The sequence below is a fragment of the Yinghuangia sp. ASG 101 genome, assembly GCF_021165735.1.
In the GTDB taxonomy this organism is placed as follows: Bacteria; Actinomycetota; Actinomycetes; order Streptomycetales; family Streptomycetaceae; genus Yinghuangia.
Genome location: NZ_CP088911.1, coordinates 5051007 through 5067852, shown reverse-complemented (window position 1 = coordinate 5067852; position 16846 = coordinate 5051007). Strand labels below are relative to the sequence as shown.

Annotated in this window: 10 protein-coding genes and 3 rRNA genes; 8 read left to right on the top strand and 5 right to left on the bottom strand. The window is 68.8% G+C overall.

Annotated elements, in window-relative coordinates; genetic code table 11:
* The first annotated feature begins 113 nt into the window (after nucleotides 1-113).
* The 5 genes from LO772_RS21810 to LO772_RS21790 all read left to right on the top strand — a co-directional run bounded on the left by LO772_RS21810 (nucleotide 114) and on the right by LO772_RS21790 (nucleotide 6220).
* Entirely contained in the window at nucleotides 114-1691 is a 1578-nt protein-coding gene (locus LO772_RS21810) for a hypothetical protein (protein ID WP_231773717.1), read from the top strand.
* On the top strand, nucleotides 1688-2431 hold the full coding sequence (locus LO772_RS21805) for a DUF4129 domain-containing protein (RefSeq protein ID WP_231773716.1): 744 nt from the start codon (nucleotides 1688-1690) through the stop codon (nucleotides 2429-2431). The genes LO772_RS21810 and LO772_RS21805 overlap by 4 nt, the downstream gene beginning before the upstream one ends.
* Entirely contained in the window at nucleotides 2428-3708 is a 1281-nt protein-coding gene (locus LO772_RS21800; protein ID WP_231773715.1) for a DUF4350 domain-containing protein, read from the top strand. The genes LO772_RS21805 and LO772_RS21800 overlap by 4 nt, the downstream gene beginning before the upstream one ends.
* A gap of 119 nt (nucleotides 3709-3827) precedes the next feature.
* Nucleotides 3828-4757, top strand: coding sequence for an AAA family ATPase (locus tag LO772_RS21795; protein WP_231779665.1), 930 nt, complete (start codon nucleotides 3828-3830; stop codon nucleotides 4755-4757).
* Nucleotides 4758-4924: 167 nt separating this feature from the next.
* Nucleotides 4925-6220, top strand: a complete 1296-nt coding sequence (locus tag LO772_RS21790) for a DUF58 domain-containing protein (protein WP_231773714.1) — start codon at nucleotides 4925-4927, stop codon at nucleotides 6218-6220.
* A gap of 410 nt (nucleotides 6221-6630) precedes the next feature.
* On the opposite strand, the gene rrf is transcribed toward LO772_RS21790, so the two are convergent.
* The 5 genes from rrf to LO772_RS21765 all read right to left on the bottom strand — a co-directional run bounded on the left by rrf (nucleotide 6631) and on the right by LO772_RS21765 (nucleotide 13630).
* Nucleotides 6631-6747 (bottom strand): 5S ribosomal RNA (rrf, locus tag LO772_RS21785).
* A gap of 168 nt (nucleotides 6748-6915) precedes the next feature.
* A 23S ribosomal RNA gene (locus LO772_RS21780) occupies nucleotides 6916-10043 on the bottom strand.
* A 352-nt stretch (nucleotides 10044-10395) separates the two neighbouring features.
* Nucleotides 10396-11919, bottom strand: a 16S ribosomal RNA gene (locus LO772_RS21775).
* Together the 16S, 23S and 5S rRNA genes form the textbook arrangement of a ribosomal RNA operon.
* Nucleotides 11920-12151: 232 nt before the next feature.
* A complete protein-coding gene (locus tag LO772_RS21770) occupies nucleotides 12152-12433 on the bottom strand; it encodes a hypothetical protein (RefSeq protein ID WP_231773713.1) in 282 nt (93 codons plus the stop codon).
* A 189-nt stretch (nucleotides 12434-12622) separates the two neighbouring features.
* On the bottom strand, nucleotides 12623-13630 hold the full coding sequence (locus LO772_RS21765; protein ID WP_231773712.1) for a stage II sporulation protein M: 1008 nt from the start codon (nucleotides 13628-13630) through the stop codon (nucleotides 12623-12625).
* 592 nt (nucleotides 13631-14222) lie between these two features.
* Here LO772_RS21765 and LO772_RS21760 point away from each other — a divergent pair.
* The 3 genes from LO772_RS21760 (at nucleotide 14223) to LO772_RS21750 (ending at nucleotide 16844) form a co-directional block, all read left to right on the top strand.
* Nucleotides 14223-15161 carry an RDD family protein gene (locus LO772_RS21760; protein ID WP_231773711.1) on the top strand — a complete coding sequence of 313 codons (939 nt, stop codon included), beginning with the start codon at nucleotides 14223-14225 and terminating at the stop codon, nucleotides 15159-15161.
* 213 nt (nucleotides 15162-15374) lie between these two features.
* The gene (locus LO772_RS21755) at nucleotides 15375-16079 is read left to right on the top strand and encodes a hypothetical protein (protein WP_231773710.1); all 705 of its coding nucleotides are present in this window, start codon (nucleotides 15375-15377) and stop codon (nucleotides 16077-16079) included.
* A gap of 111 nt (nucleotides 16080-16190) precedes the next feature.
* A complete protein-coding gene (locus LO772_RS21750) occupies nucleotides 16191-16844 on the top strand; it encodes a hypothetical protein (RefSeq protein ID WP_231773709.1) in 654 nt (217 codons plus the stop codon).
* Nucleotides 16845-16846 lie beyond the last annotated feature (2 nt).

The following is a 16846-nucleotide window of genomic DNA, read 5'->3' as shown; positions in this document are numbered from 1 at the left end:
GGCAATTGCGACAAGCCGCACCGGCGAGGCCCGTAAAGCGGGAGTCGATCATCAAGTGCGGGCAAAAACATGCCACGATTGACCGCCACCCACAGGAACGAGGAGCGACTTCGATGACGGACTCTCCGGGCTGGGCCGCGCCGGACGCGCCGGGGCCCGACGACCCGCGGCGGTCCCCGCGGTCGCCCGCCGAAGCGGCGGCCTCGGACGAGGAGGCCGCCCGCGAGCCCGCCAACGGAACGCGGCACGGAGAGGGCGCGGAGAGCGACCGGGCCCCGGAGCGTGCGGATGCCGCGACCGGGCCGTACGCCGCCGACGCGGGTCCGGACGACGCCCCCCGGCGGCTGCCCGAAGCACCGCGGTCGCCGGAGTCACCGACCGACGCGCGGCCCCCCGCGGCCGACCCGGCCCCCTCCGCCGAAACCCCCGCACCCGGGCGGCCCGGCGACACCGAGGCGGCCCCGCAACCGGTACCCGCCACGGGCGGCGAGGCCGACGCCCCGCCCGCGGAGCCCGCCTCGGACACCCCGCCCGCCGCCACCCCGCCGTCCACATCCGCCACCCCGCCCGGCTGGGCCGCCGGGCAACCGCCCGCCGCCCCCGGCGGCTGGGGCGCCCCCGGCGGTCATCCCCCGTCCGGCGGCTGGGGAGCCCCCGGCAACCAGGCCCCCGGCTGGGGTCCCCCGCAGGGCTCCGGCACGCCCGGGTGGGGCGCGCCGCGCGGCTGGCAGGGGCCGTACCTCCCCGCCAAGAAACCCGGCATCATCCCCCTGCGCCCGCTCGGCGTCGGGGAACTGCTCGACGGCGCCGTCGCCGCGATGCGCGCCCACTGGAAAGTGATGATCGGGCTGTCCCTCGTGGTCGCGCTGATCACGCAGACGATCGTCGTCCCGATCCAGTGGTCGCTGCTGCACGACGTCGACACCTCGGTCCTGGACGAGTCCGACCCCAGCGCCGACGAACTGCGCGACGTCCTCGTACCGCTCCTCGGGTCCAGCGCCGTGCTGCTGGTGGTGATGCTGCTCGGCCAGCTGATCATCACCGGCATCCTGACCCTCGTGGTCAGCCGCGCGGTCCTCGGCAAGGACATGACGCTCGGTCAGGCCTGGTCCGGCACACGGCCGTTGCTACTGCGCCTGCTCGGCACCTCGGTCATGACCTTCGTCATCCCCGCACTGCTGTTCGCCGCCTGCCTCGTCCCGGGCGTGCTCCTCGCCCTGATCGCGGGCGAAATCGGCGGCGCGCTCATCGTCCTCGGCATCTTCGGCGGCGGCGCCCTGGCCGTCTACGCGTATGTCCTGCTGCAACTGTCCAGCCCCGCGCTGATCCTCGAAAAGCAGACCGTACGCAAGGCCCTGGCCCGCTCCCGCAAGCTGGTGACCGGGAGTTGGTGGCGCGTACTCGGCATCACCCTGCTCATCGCGCTGCTCACCGCGATCATCAGCAGCATCGTGCAGCTGCCGTTCAGCCTCGGCACCGGCTTCTCGCAGTTCGGCGCCACCCCGGACTCCTTCCTGGACTCGGTGATCCTGGGCATCGGCACCGTCGTGTCGTACGGCCTGACCTTCCCGTTCAGCGCCGCCGCGCTCGTGCTGCTCTACATCGACCAGCGCATGCGCCGCGAAGCGCTCGACCTCGAACTCGCCCGCGCCGCAGGGCTCGTGCCCGACGACGCCCCGGCGGCCTCGTGACCGCTGCCGCGGCCACCACCGTCGCCCCGGCGCTCGCGGGGGCTGCCCGGCGACTCGCCGGGCACGCCGCCGCGGCTCCACCGCCGACACCGCCGCCGGTGGACATCCCCCGCGACCCCGCCCGCGAGGCCGCCCGCGACGAACTGTCGCGGCACATCTACCACCAGAACGACCCGTCCGTGTTCACGCGGGTGTTCGACTGGCTCACCGCCCGCTTCGACGAACTCCTCGACCGCGCCACGTCGGTCGCCCCCGGCGGCGCGTACGGACTCGCGCTCGTCCTGATCCTGGCGTTCGCCCTCATCATCGTGCTGCGCCTCAAACTCGGCCCGCTGCGGGCCACCGCCGCGGGCCGCCGCGACGCACTCTTCACCACCGAATCGCCGCGCACCGCCGCCGAATACCGCGCCTCCGCCGACGCACACGCCGCCCGCGGCGCGTGGGACGCCGCCGTCCAGGACCGGGTACGCGCCATCGTCCGCGCCCTGGAGGAGCGCGCCGTCCTCGACCCCCGCCCCGGCCGCACCGCCGCCGAGGCGGCCGCCGAAGCCGGCACCCGACTGCCCGCGCTGGCCGGGCCGTTGCTGACCGCCGCCCTGATGTTCGACGACGTCCGCTACGGCGGGCGCCCCGGCACCGAGGACATGGACCGGGTCCTCCGCGACCTCGACCACCGCTGCGCCGCGACCCGGCCCGTCCACGAGCCCGCCCCCGTCACCGCCGACCGGACACCGCGATGACCACGACACCCCCGCCGGCACCGGCCACGGCCACCAAGACCCGGGAACCGCAGGGCACTTCGCCCGACCCGGCACACAACCCGCCGACCACGTCGGTCAGCCCCGACGCCGCCTCCATCTGGCGTTCCGTACGCGGCCCGCTCCTCCTCGCCGCACTCATCATCCTCGTCGTCAGCGTCACCGTCCTGATCACGGGAGGCCGCAACAGCGGCGAACTCGACCCGCGCGGCGTCGATTCCGCGGGCTCCCGCGCCCTCGCCGAACTCCTGCGCCGCCAAGGCGTCGACGTCACCCTCGCAACAACCGACGAAGCGGCCCGGCTCGCCGTCGAAGCCGACCCCGAACACACCACGCTACTCGTGCCGTTCCCCGACGGCCTCAACGACCGGCAGTCCGCCGCCGTCGCGGTGCTGCGCCCCGCCCGCACCGTCCTCATCGCCCCGGACGGCGAATCCCTCGCCGTCTTCGGGCTCGACGTCGACGACGCCGGCAGCGTCGACAGCACCGACCTGCAGCCTCTGTGCGACCTGCCCGAGGCCGCACGCGCGGGAGACGCCGACCTCGGCGGCACCGGCTACCGTACGAACGCCCCCGGCGCGACCCGCTGTTACCCCTCCGACGGGGCACCATCGCTCGTGATCGTGCCCCGCGCCCCCGGCACGGCCGAGGACGCCGTACTCCTCGGCACCGGAGACCCGCTCCGCAACGACCGCCTCGACGAACGCGGCAACGCCTCGCTCAGCATGCAACTCCTCGGCGCCCACCCGACGTTGGTGTGGTACATCCCCGACGGCAGCGACAGCGGCGACGAAGGTCTCCTCGACCTGCTCCCCAAGGGCTGGCGCTTCGGGATCCTCCAATGCGGCATCGCCCTCGTCCTGTTCGCCCTGTACCGGGCCCGGCGCCTCGGCCCGGTGGTGTCCGAGGCCCTGCCCGTCGTGGTGCGCGCCACCGAAACCGCCGAAGGCCGCGCACGCCTCTACCACCGGGGACACGCCGTCGACCGCGCCGCCGACCTGCTGCGCGCCGCCGCGCGGACCCGCATCACCGCGCGCCTCGGCCTCGGCCCGGGCACCGGCCCCGTCGGCGGCACCCCCGCCGAGCCCGAACCCGCACACCTGGTCGACGCGGTCGGCGCACGCACCGGGCGCTCCCCCGCGGAGGTCCACCACCTCCTGTACGGTGCCGTCCCGGAGGACGAGGACGGCCTCGTCGCCCTGGCCGACCAACTCGACCGCCTCGAAGAACGCGTCAAGACAGGGGAACTCCAGCCGTGACCGGACCGGTCCACACCCAGCCCACCACACCCGGCCCGTCCGGCCCCGACCACGGCGGCACCCCCGGGGCCCCCTCCACCGGCACCCGGCCCATAGACGGCGACGCCGCCCGCGCCGCCATGGAGGCCCTGCGCGGCGAGGTCGCCAAAGTCGTGGTCGGCCAGGACCCCGTCGTCTCCGGACTGGTCATCGCACTGCTGTGCCGAGGCCACGTCCTGCTCGAAGGCGTGCCCGGCGTCGCCAAGACACTGCTCGTCCGCACCCTCGCCCGCGCCCTCGCCCTGGAGTCCACGCGCGTCCAGTTCACCCCCGACCTCATGCCGGGCGACGTCACCGGCTCGATGGTCTACGACGCCCGCACCGCCGAATTCTCGTTCCGCGAAGGCCCCGTCTTCACCAACCTCATGCTCGCCGATGAGATCAACCGCACCCCGCCCAAGACGCAGGCCTCACTCCTCGAGGCCATGGAGGAGCGCCAGGTCTCGGTGGACGGCCTCCCCCGCCCGCTGCCCGACCCCTTCCTCGTCGCGGCGACGCAGAACCCGGTCGAGTACGAGGGCACCTATCCGCTGCCCGAAGCCCAGCTCGACCGGTTCCTGGTGAAGCTGACCGTGTCCCTGCCCGGCCGCGACGAGGAGATCGACGTCCTGCGCCGCCACGCGGCCGGCTTCGACCCCCGCGACCTCGGCGCGGCCGGCGTACGCCCCGTCGCCGGACCCGCCGAACTCGCCGCCGGGCAGAAGGCCGTCGCCGATCTGCGTGTCGACCCCGACGTGCTCGCGTACGTCGTCGACATCGTGCGCGCCACCCGCACGTCACCGTCACTGCAACTCGGCGTGTCCCCACGCGGCGCGACGGCCCTCCTCGGCACCGCACGGGCCTGGGCGTGGCTCTCCGGACGCGACTACACGACCCCCGACGACGTGAAGGCCCTCGCCAAACCGACCCTGCGCCACCGCGTGCAACTGCGGCCCGAGGCCGAGTTGGAAGGCGTCACCGCCGACGCGGTCGTGGAGACCGTCCTGGCCTCGGTGCCGGTACCGCGTTGACCTCCGCTGCCCGGCGGGCCACAGGTCGGCCCTCGCCTGCCCACCGCGCCGGGACCCCGGTGACCGTCCGGGGTCCCCGGGGGGCCGTCCCCCGCCGGCCGACCCGGGCCGGCGGTCCCCGCAGCCACTCCCCGCCCCGCGGGCGGCAATTCCCTGGGAGGTTCCCCATGACCCTCACCGGGAGAACCGCGCTGGTCGCGGCCCTCGGCGCCCTCGTCGTCGGGCTGCTGCTGCCGTCGTGGACGGGTGTCATGGCGGTCACGGTCCTCATCGCCGTCGCCGTCGCCGTCGACCTCGCGTTCGCCGGGCCGGTACGCCCCCTGTCCTTCGCCCGCTCCGGCGACACGACCGTCCGCCTCGGCGAGGCCGCGAGCGTCACCCTGACCGTGCACAACCCGTCCGGACGCCGCGTCACCGGGATGCTCCGCGACGCGTGGCCCCCGAGTACGGGCACGGCGGCCCAGCGCCACAACCTCGCGGTCCCACCCGGCGAGGGCCGCCGCGTGACGACCCACATGGTGCCGACCCGCCGCGGCGACCGCCCCGCCTACCGCGTCACCGTCCGCTCCCTCGGCCCCCTGGGGCTCGCCGGCCGCCAGGGATCGCACACCGTTCCCTGGACGGTGCGCGTGCTCCCGGCCTTCCCCAGCCGTCGGCTCCTGCCTTCCAAGCTCGAACGCCTGCGCGAACTCGACGGCCGCTCGGCCGTCCTCACGCGCGGGCGCGGCACCGAGTTCGACTCCCTGCGCGAGTACGTGCCCGGCGACGACGTCCGCTCGATCGACTGGCGCGCGACGGCCCGCGACCAATCCGTCGTCGTCCGCACCTGGCGCCCGGAACGCGACCGCCACATCCTCGTCGTCCTCGACACCGCACGCACCTCAGCCGGACGCATCGCCGACGCGCCGCGGCTGGACACCTCGATGGACGCCGCCCTGCTCCTCACCGCCGTCGCGGCCCGCGCCGGCGACCGCGTCGACTTCCTCGCGCACGACCGCCGTGTCCGCGCCGAGGTGCGCGGCGCCTCCCGCACCACCGTGCTGCCGTCGTTCGTCCAGGCGATGGCCCTCCTCGAACCGGCCCTCGTCGAATCCGACGCGCCGCACCTGGTCGCCGAGGTCATCCGCCGCGCCAAACGCCGCTCGCTGGTCGTCCTGCTCACCGGCCTGGACGCGGAGGCCGTCCGCGAAGGCCTCCTCCCCGTCCTGCCGCAACTCACCAGCCGCCACGAAGTCGTCATCGCGGCCGTCTCCGACCCGGCTCTGACCGCGATGGCCGGCGAACGCGGCACCCCGGAAGCCGTCTACGCGGCAGCCGCGGCCGAACGCGAGCTCCACGAGCGCCGCACGACCTCCGCCGAACTGCGCCGCCACGGCGTCACCGTCGTCGACGCACCCCCGGGCGACCTCGCGTCGCGGCTCACCGACACCTACCTGGCCCTGAAACTCGCCAGCCGCCTCTGACGACAGGCCCACCGGACGTCACGACAGCAGCGCCTCATCGAGTCGCACCAAAACCATGTCGACGTCGGCCGTGGTGTCCTCCCGTCGGTGCTCCCGCCTCGATGGTCGGCCCCGATACTCGCGCCGGCGCCTGCCCTGGTGTCCTGCCTCTACTCCCCGGCACACGCGCCAAGGTCCCCGCCGAGCACGACGTCCTGAACGACGACCGTCCGCCTCCCGACGCATATATACGTCGGCCACCGCCCCGGAAGCCCGATAACGCAGCCCCAATTGCGCGTCGAGGGCCATATTCGCGGTGATCACCACAATCGGCGGCGCGGAAGAATGCCGCACCACAACATCTCGCCCCAATTCCCCGGAAACGCAAAAGAGGCTTCTCCCCGAAGGAAGAAGCCTCTCTCACACACAAATTCCGGCGGCGTCCTACTCTCCCACACCCCTTCGAGTGCAGTACCATCGGCGCTGAAGAGCTTAGCTACCGGGTTCGGAATGGAACCGGGCGTTTCCTCTCCGCCAAAACCACCGGAAAACCATCGAACACAACAACCCCAAAACCCAGGGCCACACGCCCGACAACCAACCAGCCCACCCCCACCAACACGGAGGCAGAAACCTGCTTGACGCCAAACCATGAACCACCGGAAACCGGTTGCGGTCCGGGAACCACACAATGAACGCGAACCAAAAAACAATCTGAAGACAAGTCCTCGGCCTATTAGTACCGGTCAGCTCCACACATCACTGCGCTTCCACATCCGGCCTATCAACCCGGTCGTCTACCGGGAGCCTTACCAGGTCAACCCTGTGGGAGCCCTCATCTCGAAGCAGGCTTCCCGCTTAGATGCTTTCAGCGGTTATCCCTCCCGAACGTAGCCAACCAGCCATGCCCTTGGCAGAACAACTGGCACACCAGAGGTTCGTCCATCCCGGTCCTCTCGTACTAGGGACAGCCCTTCTCAAGACTCCTACGCGCACAGCGGATAGGGACCGAACTGTCTCACGACGTTCTAAACCCAGCTCGCGTACCGCTTTAATGGGCGAACAGCCCAACCCTTGGGACCTACTCCAGCCCCAGGATGCGACGAGCCGACATCGAGGTGCCAAACCATCCCGTCGATATGGACTCTTGGGGAAGATCAGCCTGTTATCCCCGGGGTACCTTTTATCCGTTGAGCGACGGCGCTTCCACAAGCCACCGCCGGATCACTAGTCCCTGCTTTCGCACCTGCTCGACCCGTCAGTCTCACAGTCAAGCTCCCTTGTGCACTTACACTCGACACCTGATTGCCAACCAGGCTGAGGGAACCTTTGGGCGCCTCCGTTACCCTTTAGGAGGCAACCGCCCCAGTTAAACTACCCACCAGACACTGTCCCTGATCCGGATCACGGACCCAGGTTAGACATCCAGCACGACCAGAGTGGTATTTCAACGACGCCTCCACAACCACTGGCGTGATCGCTTCACCGGCTCCCACCTATCCTACACAAGCCGAACCGAACACCAATATCAAGCTATAGTAAAGGTCCCGGGGTCTTTCCGTCCTGCTGCGCGAAACGAGCATCTTTACTCGTAGTGCAATTTCACCGGGCCTGTGGTCGAGACAGTCGAGAAGTCGTTACGCCATTCGTGCAGGTCGGAACTTACCCGACAAGGAATTTCGCTACCTTAGGATGGTTATAGTTACCACCGCCGTTTACTGGCGCTTAAGTTCTCAGCCTCGCCCCGAAGGACTAACCGGTCCCCTTAACGTTCCAGCACCGGGCAGGCGTCAGTCCGTATACATCGTCTTACGACTTCGCACGGACCTGTGTTTTTAGTAAACAGTCGCTTCTCGCTGGTCTCTGCGGCCGACCCCAGCTCAAGAGGAAAACTCCGTCACCAGGACCGGCCCCCCTTCTCCCGAAGTTACGGGGGCATTTTGCCGAGTTCCTTGACCACAGTTCACCCGAACGCCTCGGTATTCTCTACCTGACCACCTGAGTCGGTTTGGGGTACGGGCCGCCACGACACTCACTAGAGGCTTTTCTCGACAGCATAGGATCATCCACTTCCCCTCAATCGGGTCGGCATCAGGTCTCAGACACATGCGGTGCGGATTTACCTACACCACGCCCTACACCCTTACCCCGGGACAACCACCGCCCGGGCTGGACTACCTTCCTGCGTCACCCCATCGCTCACCTACTACCCGCTTGGGCCGGCGGCTCCACCGCACCGATCCACCCGAAGGCATCACGGCCGCTTCACGGCCTTAGCATCACGAGGTTCAGCGTTGGCGCATCGTAGCGGGTACGGGAATATCAACCCGTTGTCCATCGACTACGCCTGTCGGCCTCGCCTTAGGTCCCGACTTACCCTGGGCGGATTAGCCTGCCCCAGGAACCCTTGGTCATCCGGCGCACACGTTTCCCACGTGTGATTCGCTACTCATGCCTGCATTCTCACTCGTGCAGCATCCACCACTGGCTTCCACCGCGGCTTCACCCGCTGCACGACGCTCCCCTACCCAGCAACACACCTGAACCACAAAGGCTTGGCTACTGTGTCACTGACACGACTTCGGCGGTGCGCTTGAGCCCCGCTACATTATCGGCGCGGAATCACTTGACCAGTGAGCTATTACGCACTCTTTCAAGGATGGCTGCTTCTAAGCCAACCTCCTGGTTGTCTCTGCGACTCCACATCCTTTCCCACTTAGCGCACGCTTCGGGGCCTTAGTCGGTGCTCTGGGCTGTTTCCCTCTCGACCACGGAGCTTATCCCCCGCAGTCTCACTGCCGCGCTCTCACTTACCGGCATTCGGAGTTTGGCTGATCTCAGTAACCCGGTAAGGCCCATCAACCATCCAGTGCTCTACCTCCGGCAAGAAACACACGACGCTGCACCTAAATGCATTTCGGGGAGAACCAGCTATCACGGAGTTTGATTGGCCTTTCACCCCTAACCACAGGTCATCCCCCAGGTTTTCAACCCTGGTGGGTTCGGGCCTCCACGAAGTCTTACCTCCGCTTCACCCTGCCCATGGCTAGATCACTCCGCTTCGGGTCTTGGGCGCGCGACTCAACCGCCCTCTTCGGACTCGCTTTCGCTACGGCTACCCCACACGGGTTAACCTCGCCACACACCGCAAACTCGCAGGCTCATTCTTCAAAAGGCACGCAGTCACGACCACCACACGACTAGCGCGGATGGCGACGCTCCCACGGCTTGTAGGCACACGGTTTCAGGTACTATTTCACTCCCCTCCCGGGGTACTTTTCACCTTTCCCTCACGGTACTAGTCCGCTATCGGTCACCAGGGAATATTTAGGCTTAGCGGGTGGTCCCGCCAGATTCACACGGGATTTCTCGGGCCCCGTGCTACTTGGGTATTCCTCAAACGAGCCGCATAAGTTTCGTCTACGGGGGTCTTACCCTCTACGCCGGACCTTTCGCATGTCCTTCGACTACCCATACGGTTTCTGACTCGCCGACCGGCCGGCAGACCGATCCAGAAAAAACCCACGACCCCGCGATGGCAACCCCTGCCGGGTATCACACCACCACGGTTTAGCCTCATCCACTTTCGCTCGCCACTACTCGCGGAATCACAGTTGTTTTCTCTTCCTGCGGGTACTGAGATGTTTCACTTCCCCGCGTTCCCTCCACACACCCTATACATTCAGGTGCGGGTGACAGCCCATGACGACTGCCGGGTTTCCCCATTCGGACACCCCCGGATCACAGCTCGGTTGACAGCTCCCCGGGGCCTATCGCGGCCTCCCACGTCCTTCATCGGTTCCTGATGCCCAGGCATCCACCGTGCGCCCTTACTAACTTGGCCACAGATGCTCGCGTTCACTGTGTAGTTCTCAAACAACAACCGGAAACAACGATCTCCCACCGATGCCTACCAGCACAAAGCCAGCGGTACACACGGCCGATCGAAACCGGCGATCCAGAGAGACACAAACCAAACGACCCCACCCCACGCACACGCGAGACAAGGCCGCAGGGCCCGTTCCCTCAGGACCCAACAACGTGCCCGACACCAGACCCCCCCGAACAGACCGCGTTCCACGCTGCAAGCAGCAGTACTAACCGTCCCGGAGGAAACCCGGCACCGAATAGTCAACGTTCCACCCATGAGCAACCCCCTCGGTACATTCGACCGAAGCGGGCCATGTGCTCCTTAGAAAGGAGGTGATCCAGCCGCACCTTCCGGTACGGCTACCTTGTTACGACTTCGTCCCAATCGCTGGTCCCACCTTCGACGGCTCCCCCCACAAGGGTTGGGCCACCGGCTTCGGGTGTTACCGACTTTCGTGACGTGACGGGCGGTGTGTACAAGGCCCGGGAACGTATTCACCGCAGCAATGCTGATCTGCGATTACTAGCGACTCCGACTTCATGGGGTCGAGTTGCAGACCCCAATCCGAACTGAGACCGGCTTTTTGGGATTCGCTCCACCTCGCGGTATCGCAGCCCATTGTACCGGCCATTGTAGCACGTGTGCAGCCCAAGACATAAGGGGCATGATGACTTGACGTCGTCCCCACCTTCCTCCGAGTTGACCCCGGCAGTCTCCTGTGAGTCCCCACCACCCCGAAGGGCGTGCTGGCAACACAGAACAAGGGTTGCGCTCGTTGCGGGACTTAACCCAACATCTCACGACACGAGCTGACGACAGCCATGCACCACCTGTCACCGGCCCAAAAGGACCCCCCATCTCTGGGAGTTTTCCGGCGATGTCAAGCCTTGGTAAGGTTCTTCGCGTTGCGTCGAATTAAGCCACATGCTCCGCCGCTTGTGCGGGCCCCCGTCAATTCCTTTGAGTTTTAGCCTTGCGGCCGTACTCCCCAGGCGGGGCACTTAATGCGTTAGCTGCGGCACGGACATCGTGGAATGACGCCCACACCTAGTGCCCAACGTTTACGGCGTGGACTACCAGGGTATCTAATCCTGTTCGCTCCCCACGCTTTCGCTCCTCAGCGTCAGTATCGGCCCAGAGACCCGCCTTCGCCACCGGTGTTCCTCCTGATATCTGCGCATTTCACCGCTACACCAGGAATTCCAGTCTCCCCTGCCGAACTCCAGCCTGCCCGTATCGAATGCAGGCCCGGGGTTGAGCCCCGGGTTTTCACATCCGACGTGACAAGCCGCCTACGAGCTCTTTACGCCCAATAATTCCGGACAACGCTCGCACCCTACGTATTACCGCGGCTGCTGGCACGTAGTTAGCCGGTGCTTCTTCTGCAGGTACCGTCACTCACGCTTCTTCCCTGCTGAAAGAGGTTTACAACCCGAAGGCCGTCATCCCTCACGCGGCGTCGCTGCGTCAGGCTTCCGCCCATTGCGCAATATTCCCCACTGCTGCCTCCCGTAGGAGTCTGGGCCGTGTCTCAGTCCCAGTGTGGCCGGTCGCCCTCTCAGGCCGGCTACCCGTCGTCGCCTTGGTAGGCCACTACCCCACCAACAAGCTGATAGGCCGCGGGCCCATCCTGCACCGCCGGAACTTTCAACCCCCACCCCATGCGAGGAAGGATCATATCCGGTATTAGACCCAGTTTCCCGGGCTTATCCCAGAGTGCAGGGCAGGTTGCCCACGTGTTACTCACCCGTTCGCCACTGATCCACCCCGAAGGGCTTCACCGTTCGACTTGCATGTGTTAAGCACGCCGCCAGCGTTCGTCCTGAGCCAGGATCAAACTCTCCGTAGATGCCTGCCGGTCATCCGGCGAACACACGGAACAAGCCGGCACCACATCGGAGGAATAATCCGACCGGCGCCTGCGTCCTCGCTGTGACCCCCGACCGCTGACAATGATCGGAGGATTTTCTCCACCAAAGGAATCCCTACGCCCACCCACACCACCGGAAATGATTCCGATGGCACCAGTGAACGCCGGGGATATGTTACTTGGCGTTGACTTTTGGCACGCTGTTGAGTTCTCAAGGAACGGACGCTTCCATTGAGACCCTGTCACCGGTCTCTCCGGGCGTTGCGTTCTTCGGTATTTCTTTTGTCTTTCTGTGCTTCCAGCCTAGCACACTGTTTCCGGTGTGTTTCCGGCTTTCCGCGGCGCCTTCGGAATCGACCTTGCGGGCCTTTTCTTTCGGCTCTTCGAGCTTAGCAGCGGATTTCTCTGCCGCCAAACCAGTGTCGTGCGATCGGAATATCGAATGAGCCGGCAACACGCAAAGGGAACCACGGCAGGTGTCATGGAAATCCATGAGAACCGACGTGAGATCTGGATTGCTTGCTGTGGCGGATTCTGGACCCGACTCCATCGAAGACTCGACAGGAACAGGATCGCCCGCTCGACACCGATAGATGCTACCAGGTTGTCGCCACACATGCCAGCGTTGCGACAACCCTTCGAACTTACGCGGCGGGCTGCGTCGGTGTCAACAGGTGGTTCGTCACCCGACCGCGGGCAGCTCGTCCGCTACATCCGAGGATGCCATATCTCCCGTCACACCGGCGGCAGTTGCCCGCTTGCCGAGGACGAAGACGTACGCGAGGAAGGCCGCCTCGGCGGCGACGCCGATGCTGATGCGGGCCCATGTGGGCAGGCCGGACGGGGTGACGAAGGCTTCGATCACGCCGGACACGACGAGCACGAGGGCCAGGCCGACCGCCATGCCCAGGGCGATGCGCCCTTCCTCGGCCAAGGCGCGCCCGCGCGTTCGTGGGCCCGGATCGATCAGCGTCCACCCGAGGCGGAGGCCGGTTCCCGCCGCGACGAAGACGGCCGTCAGTTCGAGCAGACCGTGCGGCATGATCAGGCCGAAGAAGACGTCGAGGCGGCCGGCGTCGGCCATGAGGCCCGCGGACGCCCCGACGTTCGCCACGTTCGTGAAGAGGATGAAGAGCACCGGCAGCCCGAAGAGGACCCCGAGCGCGAGGCTTCCCGCCGCGACCCAGGCGTTGTTGGTGGTGACCTGGGCGGCGAACGACGAGGCCGGGGCGCTGCTGTAGTAGGACTCGAACTCGCCTCCGGGCTCGGTGAGTTCGCGGATCTCGTGGGGGGCGGCGATGGAGGCCCGCACGGACTCGTCGGTCGCGACCCACGCTCCGATCATGGCGGAGACCAGGACACATACGAGGGCCGTGGGCACCCACCACCGGCGGCTGCGGTAGACCGCGGCCGGGAACCGCGCGGTGAGGAAGAGGACCGCGTCACGCCAGCCCGTGTTGCGCGGTGCGGTGACCGCGGAGCGCCCGCGGGCGACCAGGGAGGACAGGTGCCCGACGAGTACCGGGTCGGGGGCCGCGGACCGCACGAGCGACAGGTGCGTGGCGGTACGCCGGTACAGCGTGACCAACTCGTCCACCTCGGCCCCGCTCAACCGTCCGCGGCGGCGCGCGAGCTGGTCGAGGCGAGCCCACTCGTCCCGGTGCACCGCGACGAACACATCCACGTCCATACGGGCCATCCTTGCGGACGAGGCGACGGAACACACCGAGGCGGTCGGGCATTCGCGTGGCGGGATGCCGAAGGGAGGGCGCGGGCGGGGCGGGATCGGCGCCGGGAGGGGGAGGGGTGCGTGGGTGAGTGCGGGGGCGACGGAGAATCGCCGGGTCGGGCGGTGACGGTTTTCGGCTCCCCGGCTCCGGGGGCGGGGTCGTCGGGGACGGGCGGCTTGGCGCCTGGGGGCGCTGCGCTGCTCGATGTGGGGATGGGGAGAGGTCTGGCGGTCGGCCGGGGGCCGGGTTTTCCGGTGCGGGGTGGGCAGAGGGGTGGGAGTAGGCGGTGTGTCTCGTCTGGGGGGCGTGCCGGTCGGGGTGCGCGCTCGGTCGCCGAGCTGGGAGGCGCTGCTCGGCGTCCGCGGGATGCTACGCAGGCCGTCCCGCCGAACCGCGCCCGGGTTCCGCGGCGGCCCCGGTGCGGGCGCGGGATTGGGTCGCGTCCCGCCGGGGAGTCGGGAAGGCGGTGGCCGGTGGATCCGTGGGCCTTGCGGTCCGCGTCGGACGTACCAGCAGTATTCATGCAGGGAACCAAGCGAAGAGGAGCGTCCCGTGAGCGACCTTGTCATCGGCGAGGCCGTCGCGCTCGACCTGCGGCCGGCCAGGCTGGCGAGCCGTGCGCTCGCGTTCACCCTCGATCTGCTGCTGCAGGCGGGGTGTCTGCTGCTGGCCGTGTGGGGCCTCGGCAGTCTGCTGTCCGACGTCGACGAGGCGCTGGCGACGGCCGTCGTGCTGGCCCTCCTGGTCGCGGTCGTGGTCGGGTGGCCGGTCGCGTGGGAGACCGCGACGCGGGGGAAATCGCCGGGAAAGATGGCGTTGGGCCTGCGTGTGGTGCGGGACGACGGCGGGCCGATTCGGTTCCGTCACTCGCTGGTCCGCGGGTTGGTGGGCGTGTTCGCGGATTTCTGGACGACCGGCGGTTGCGGCGCGGTGATCTCGTCTCTCGCCTCGACCCGGGGCAAGCGGCTGGGCGATCAGGCGGCCGGAACATTTGTCGTACGGGAGCGCACGCCCGGCGCGCGGCACGTCCCGGTCGCGATGCATCCGGCCGCGGCGGGCTGGGCCGCCGGACTCGACTTGTCGGGTTTGAACGACGAGCTGGCGCTGCGGAGTCGGCAGTATTTGGGGCGCCTCGCGCAATTGGACCCGGCGGTCGCGGCGTCCCTGGGCGTCGGTCTCGCCGGCGAAGTCGCGTCGCGCATCGGCGTGCCGCCGCCCACGGGGGTGCATCCGGCGGACTTCCTGGCCGCCGTACTGGCGGAGCGCCAGCGGCGTGCGTACCAGCGGGCGCAGCCCACGACGCAGCCCACGACGCAGCCGCAGCCGGCCGGGTGGGCGCCCGCGGGGGCTTCGGCGCACGCGCCGCAATCCGTGCCGCCGCCACCCTCCCCCGCGGCGCCTGCCCCGGGCCCCGCGGCGGTCCCGCCGACGCAGGCCGGACGACCCGCGGAAGAGGCGTCGCCTCGGACGGGTTTCAAGCCGCCGGTGTGACGGCGTCGGCCGACCGCAACGCGTTCGGACGCGAACCACGGCTTCGGCAGGGCGAGTTGCGAAGGTGCCGGGCCGCGGGGCCGCAGTGTTGCGCACATTTGTTCGACCACCTCGGGTGCCCGCCCTCGGCGGGAGGCTCGGCGGCGCGTTAGGTTGACGCACGCGCACCGGCGGCGTCCGGTCGGATCCCCTGTCCGTGAAGGGAAGAGCCTGGTGGAAGAGCGGAAGAACACGTACCGCATCACCACGCTGCTCAGTGCCGCGGCGTTGGTCGCGACGTTGACGGGGTGCGCGGATCAGCGCGTTGCGGGCGGTGCGCTGGACGCGGCGCGGGCGGCGGCGCGCGGGCCGATGTCCGACGGTGAGCTGCGCGAGGCGGTTCTGGACGGCGACGAGTCGCCGACCGAGCTGTCCGGGCCCGAGGACGCTCCGTACGCGGCCCCCGTCGTGGCGCGCGATCCCGACTGCGAGGGTTTGGCGCGGTTGTTGTCGGCCGGCCTAGGGAGCCCCTATGTGCGCGCCCACGCGACGGCCGTGTGGTCGTCTCCCGACGCCTCCGCGCGGACCACGCTCGCGATCGCGTCGTTCGCGAAGGGTGGGGCGCAAGCGGTCGTCGACGAGGGCATGGGCGCACTCGACCGGTGCCTCACGTTCGCGCGCGCGGCGACGGTCGGGGGGCCGGAGCAGGCGCCGCAGTGCGTTCCGGTGCCGGAAGCGGGTGACATGAGCCTCGGGCTGGTGCTCGCCGCTCCTGACGGCACCGGGTCGGCGGAGGAGGCCGCGACGGGGTACGTGATCGTGCGCGTCGGGGACATACTGACGGTTTTCGGGCACCAGACCGCCGACGGTCTGCCGACCATGCCGGACCGCAAGCTGGTCGAGCAGCAGGTCGCCCGGATAACGGCACGGCTTGCCTGAGCCCGGAAGAGGCCCCGTCGAACGTCGGGCGGGGAGGGTCGGCGGCGTGCGGCCATGGGCGCCGGGCGGGTGGCCCGGGGATGGGTCGCGGCAGGCTCTAGGCTCGCCGTCATGCCCCAAGGTGTCTACTCCTTTCACGACCCGCACGACGGCACCCCGCGAGGCGGTGAGCGCTTCATTTGCGCGCCGGGGCCGATGGGGTGGCGCTATACGGGGTCGGGCCTGCCCGGACCGGGGGGTGCGGGCAGCGGCTCGTCGCGAACCGTCGATCTGACGGTGGACGCGCGCGGGCGGCCTCTGCGGGTGGAACTGGTCGCGCGGGGCTGGCGGGTGCGGGGTGGCACGGCGGCGGTGGACGGCGCCGCCGGGGTGCTGTGGGTACGCGGGCCCGCTGATCCGGATGTGGCGGAAGAGCCCGTGGAGGGCCGGGCGAAGGCGGTCGGGTTCGCGGGGCGGTCACCGGCGTTCCTCGTCGCCGCCGCGCGGCTGCTCGGTCTCGCGCCGGGGCAGTCGGTGCGTGTGCGGCTGGTCGATCTCACCGAGCCGGTCCTCGCACCGCACCCGTGCGACCAGGCGTGGGCGCTCACCGGGATCGAGGAACACCCCACGCCCATCGGCCCGTTGGCGGTGTCGCGCTATGAGGTCGCGGATCTCGCGACCGGCGTACGCGGAGTGGTGCACCTGGCCGGGGACGTCGTCCTGGCCGCGCCGGGCGTGGAGTTGGAGGAGCTGGACGGGCCGCCGAACCGCGTGTGGCCGGGCTGACC

Coding starts and splice junctions, on each gene's coding strand:
- LO772_RS21770 (WP_231773713.1), bottom strand. CDS start 12,433: ATGGATTTCCATGACACCTGCCGTGGTTCCCTTTGCGTGTTGCCGGCT.
- LO772_RS21790 (WP_231773714.1), top strand. CDS start 4,925: ATGACCCTCACCGGGAGAACCGCGCTGGTCGCGGCCCTCGGCGCCCTC.
- LO772_RS21810 (WP_231773717.1), top strand. CDS start 114: ATGACGGACTCTCCGGGCTGGGCCGCGCCGGACGCGCCGGGGCCCGAC.
- LO772_RS21765 (WP_231773712.1), bottom strand. CDS start 13,630: ATGGACGTGGATGTGTTCGTCGCGGTGCACCGGGACGAGTGGGCTCGC.
- LO772_RS21800 (WP_231773715.1), top strand. CDS start 2,428: ATGACCACGACACCCCCGCCGGCACCGGCCACGGCCACCAAGACCCGG.
- LO772_RS21795 (WP_231779665.1), top strand. CDS start 3,828: ATGGAGGCCCTGCGCGGCGAGGTCGCCAAAGTCGTGGTCGGCCAGGAC.
- LO772_RS21750 (WP_231773709.1), top strand. CDS start 16,191: ATGCCCCAAGGTGTCTACTCCTTTCACGACCCGCACGACGGCACCCCG.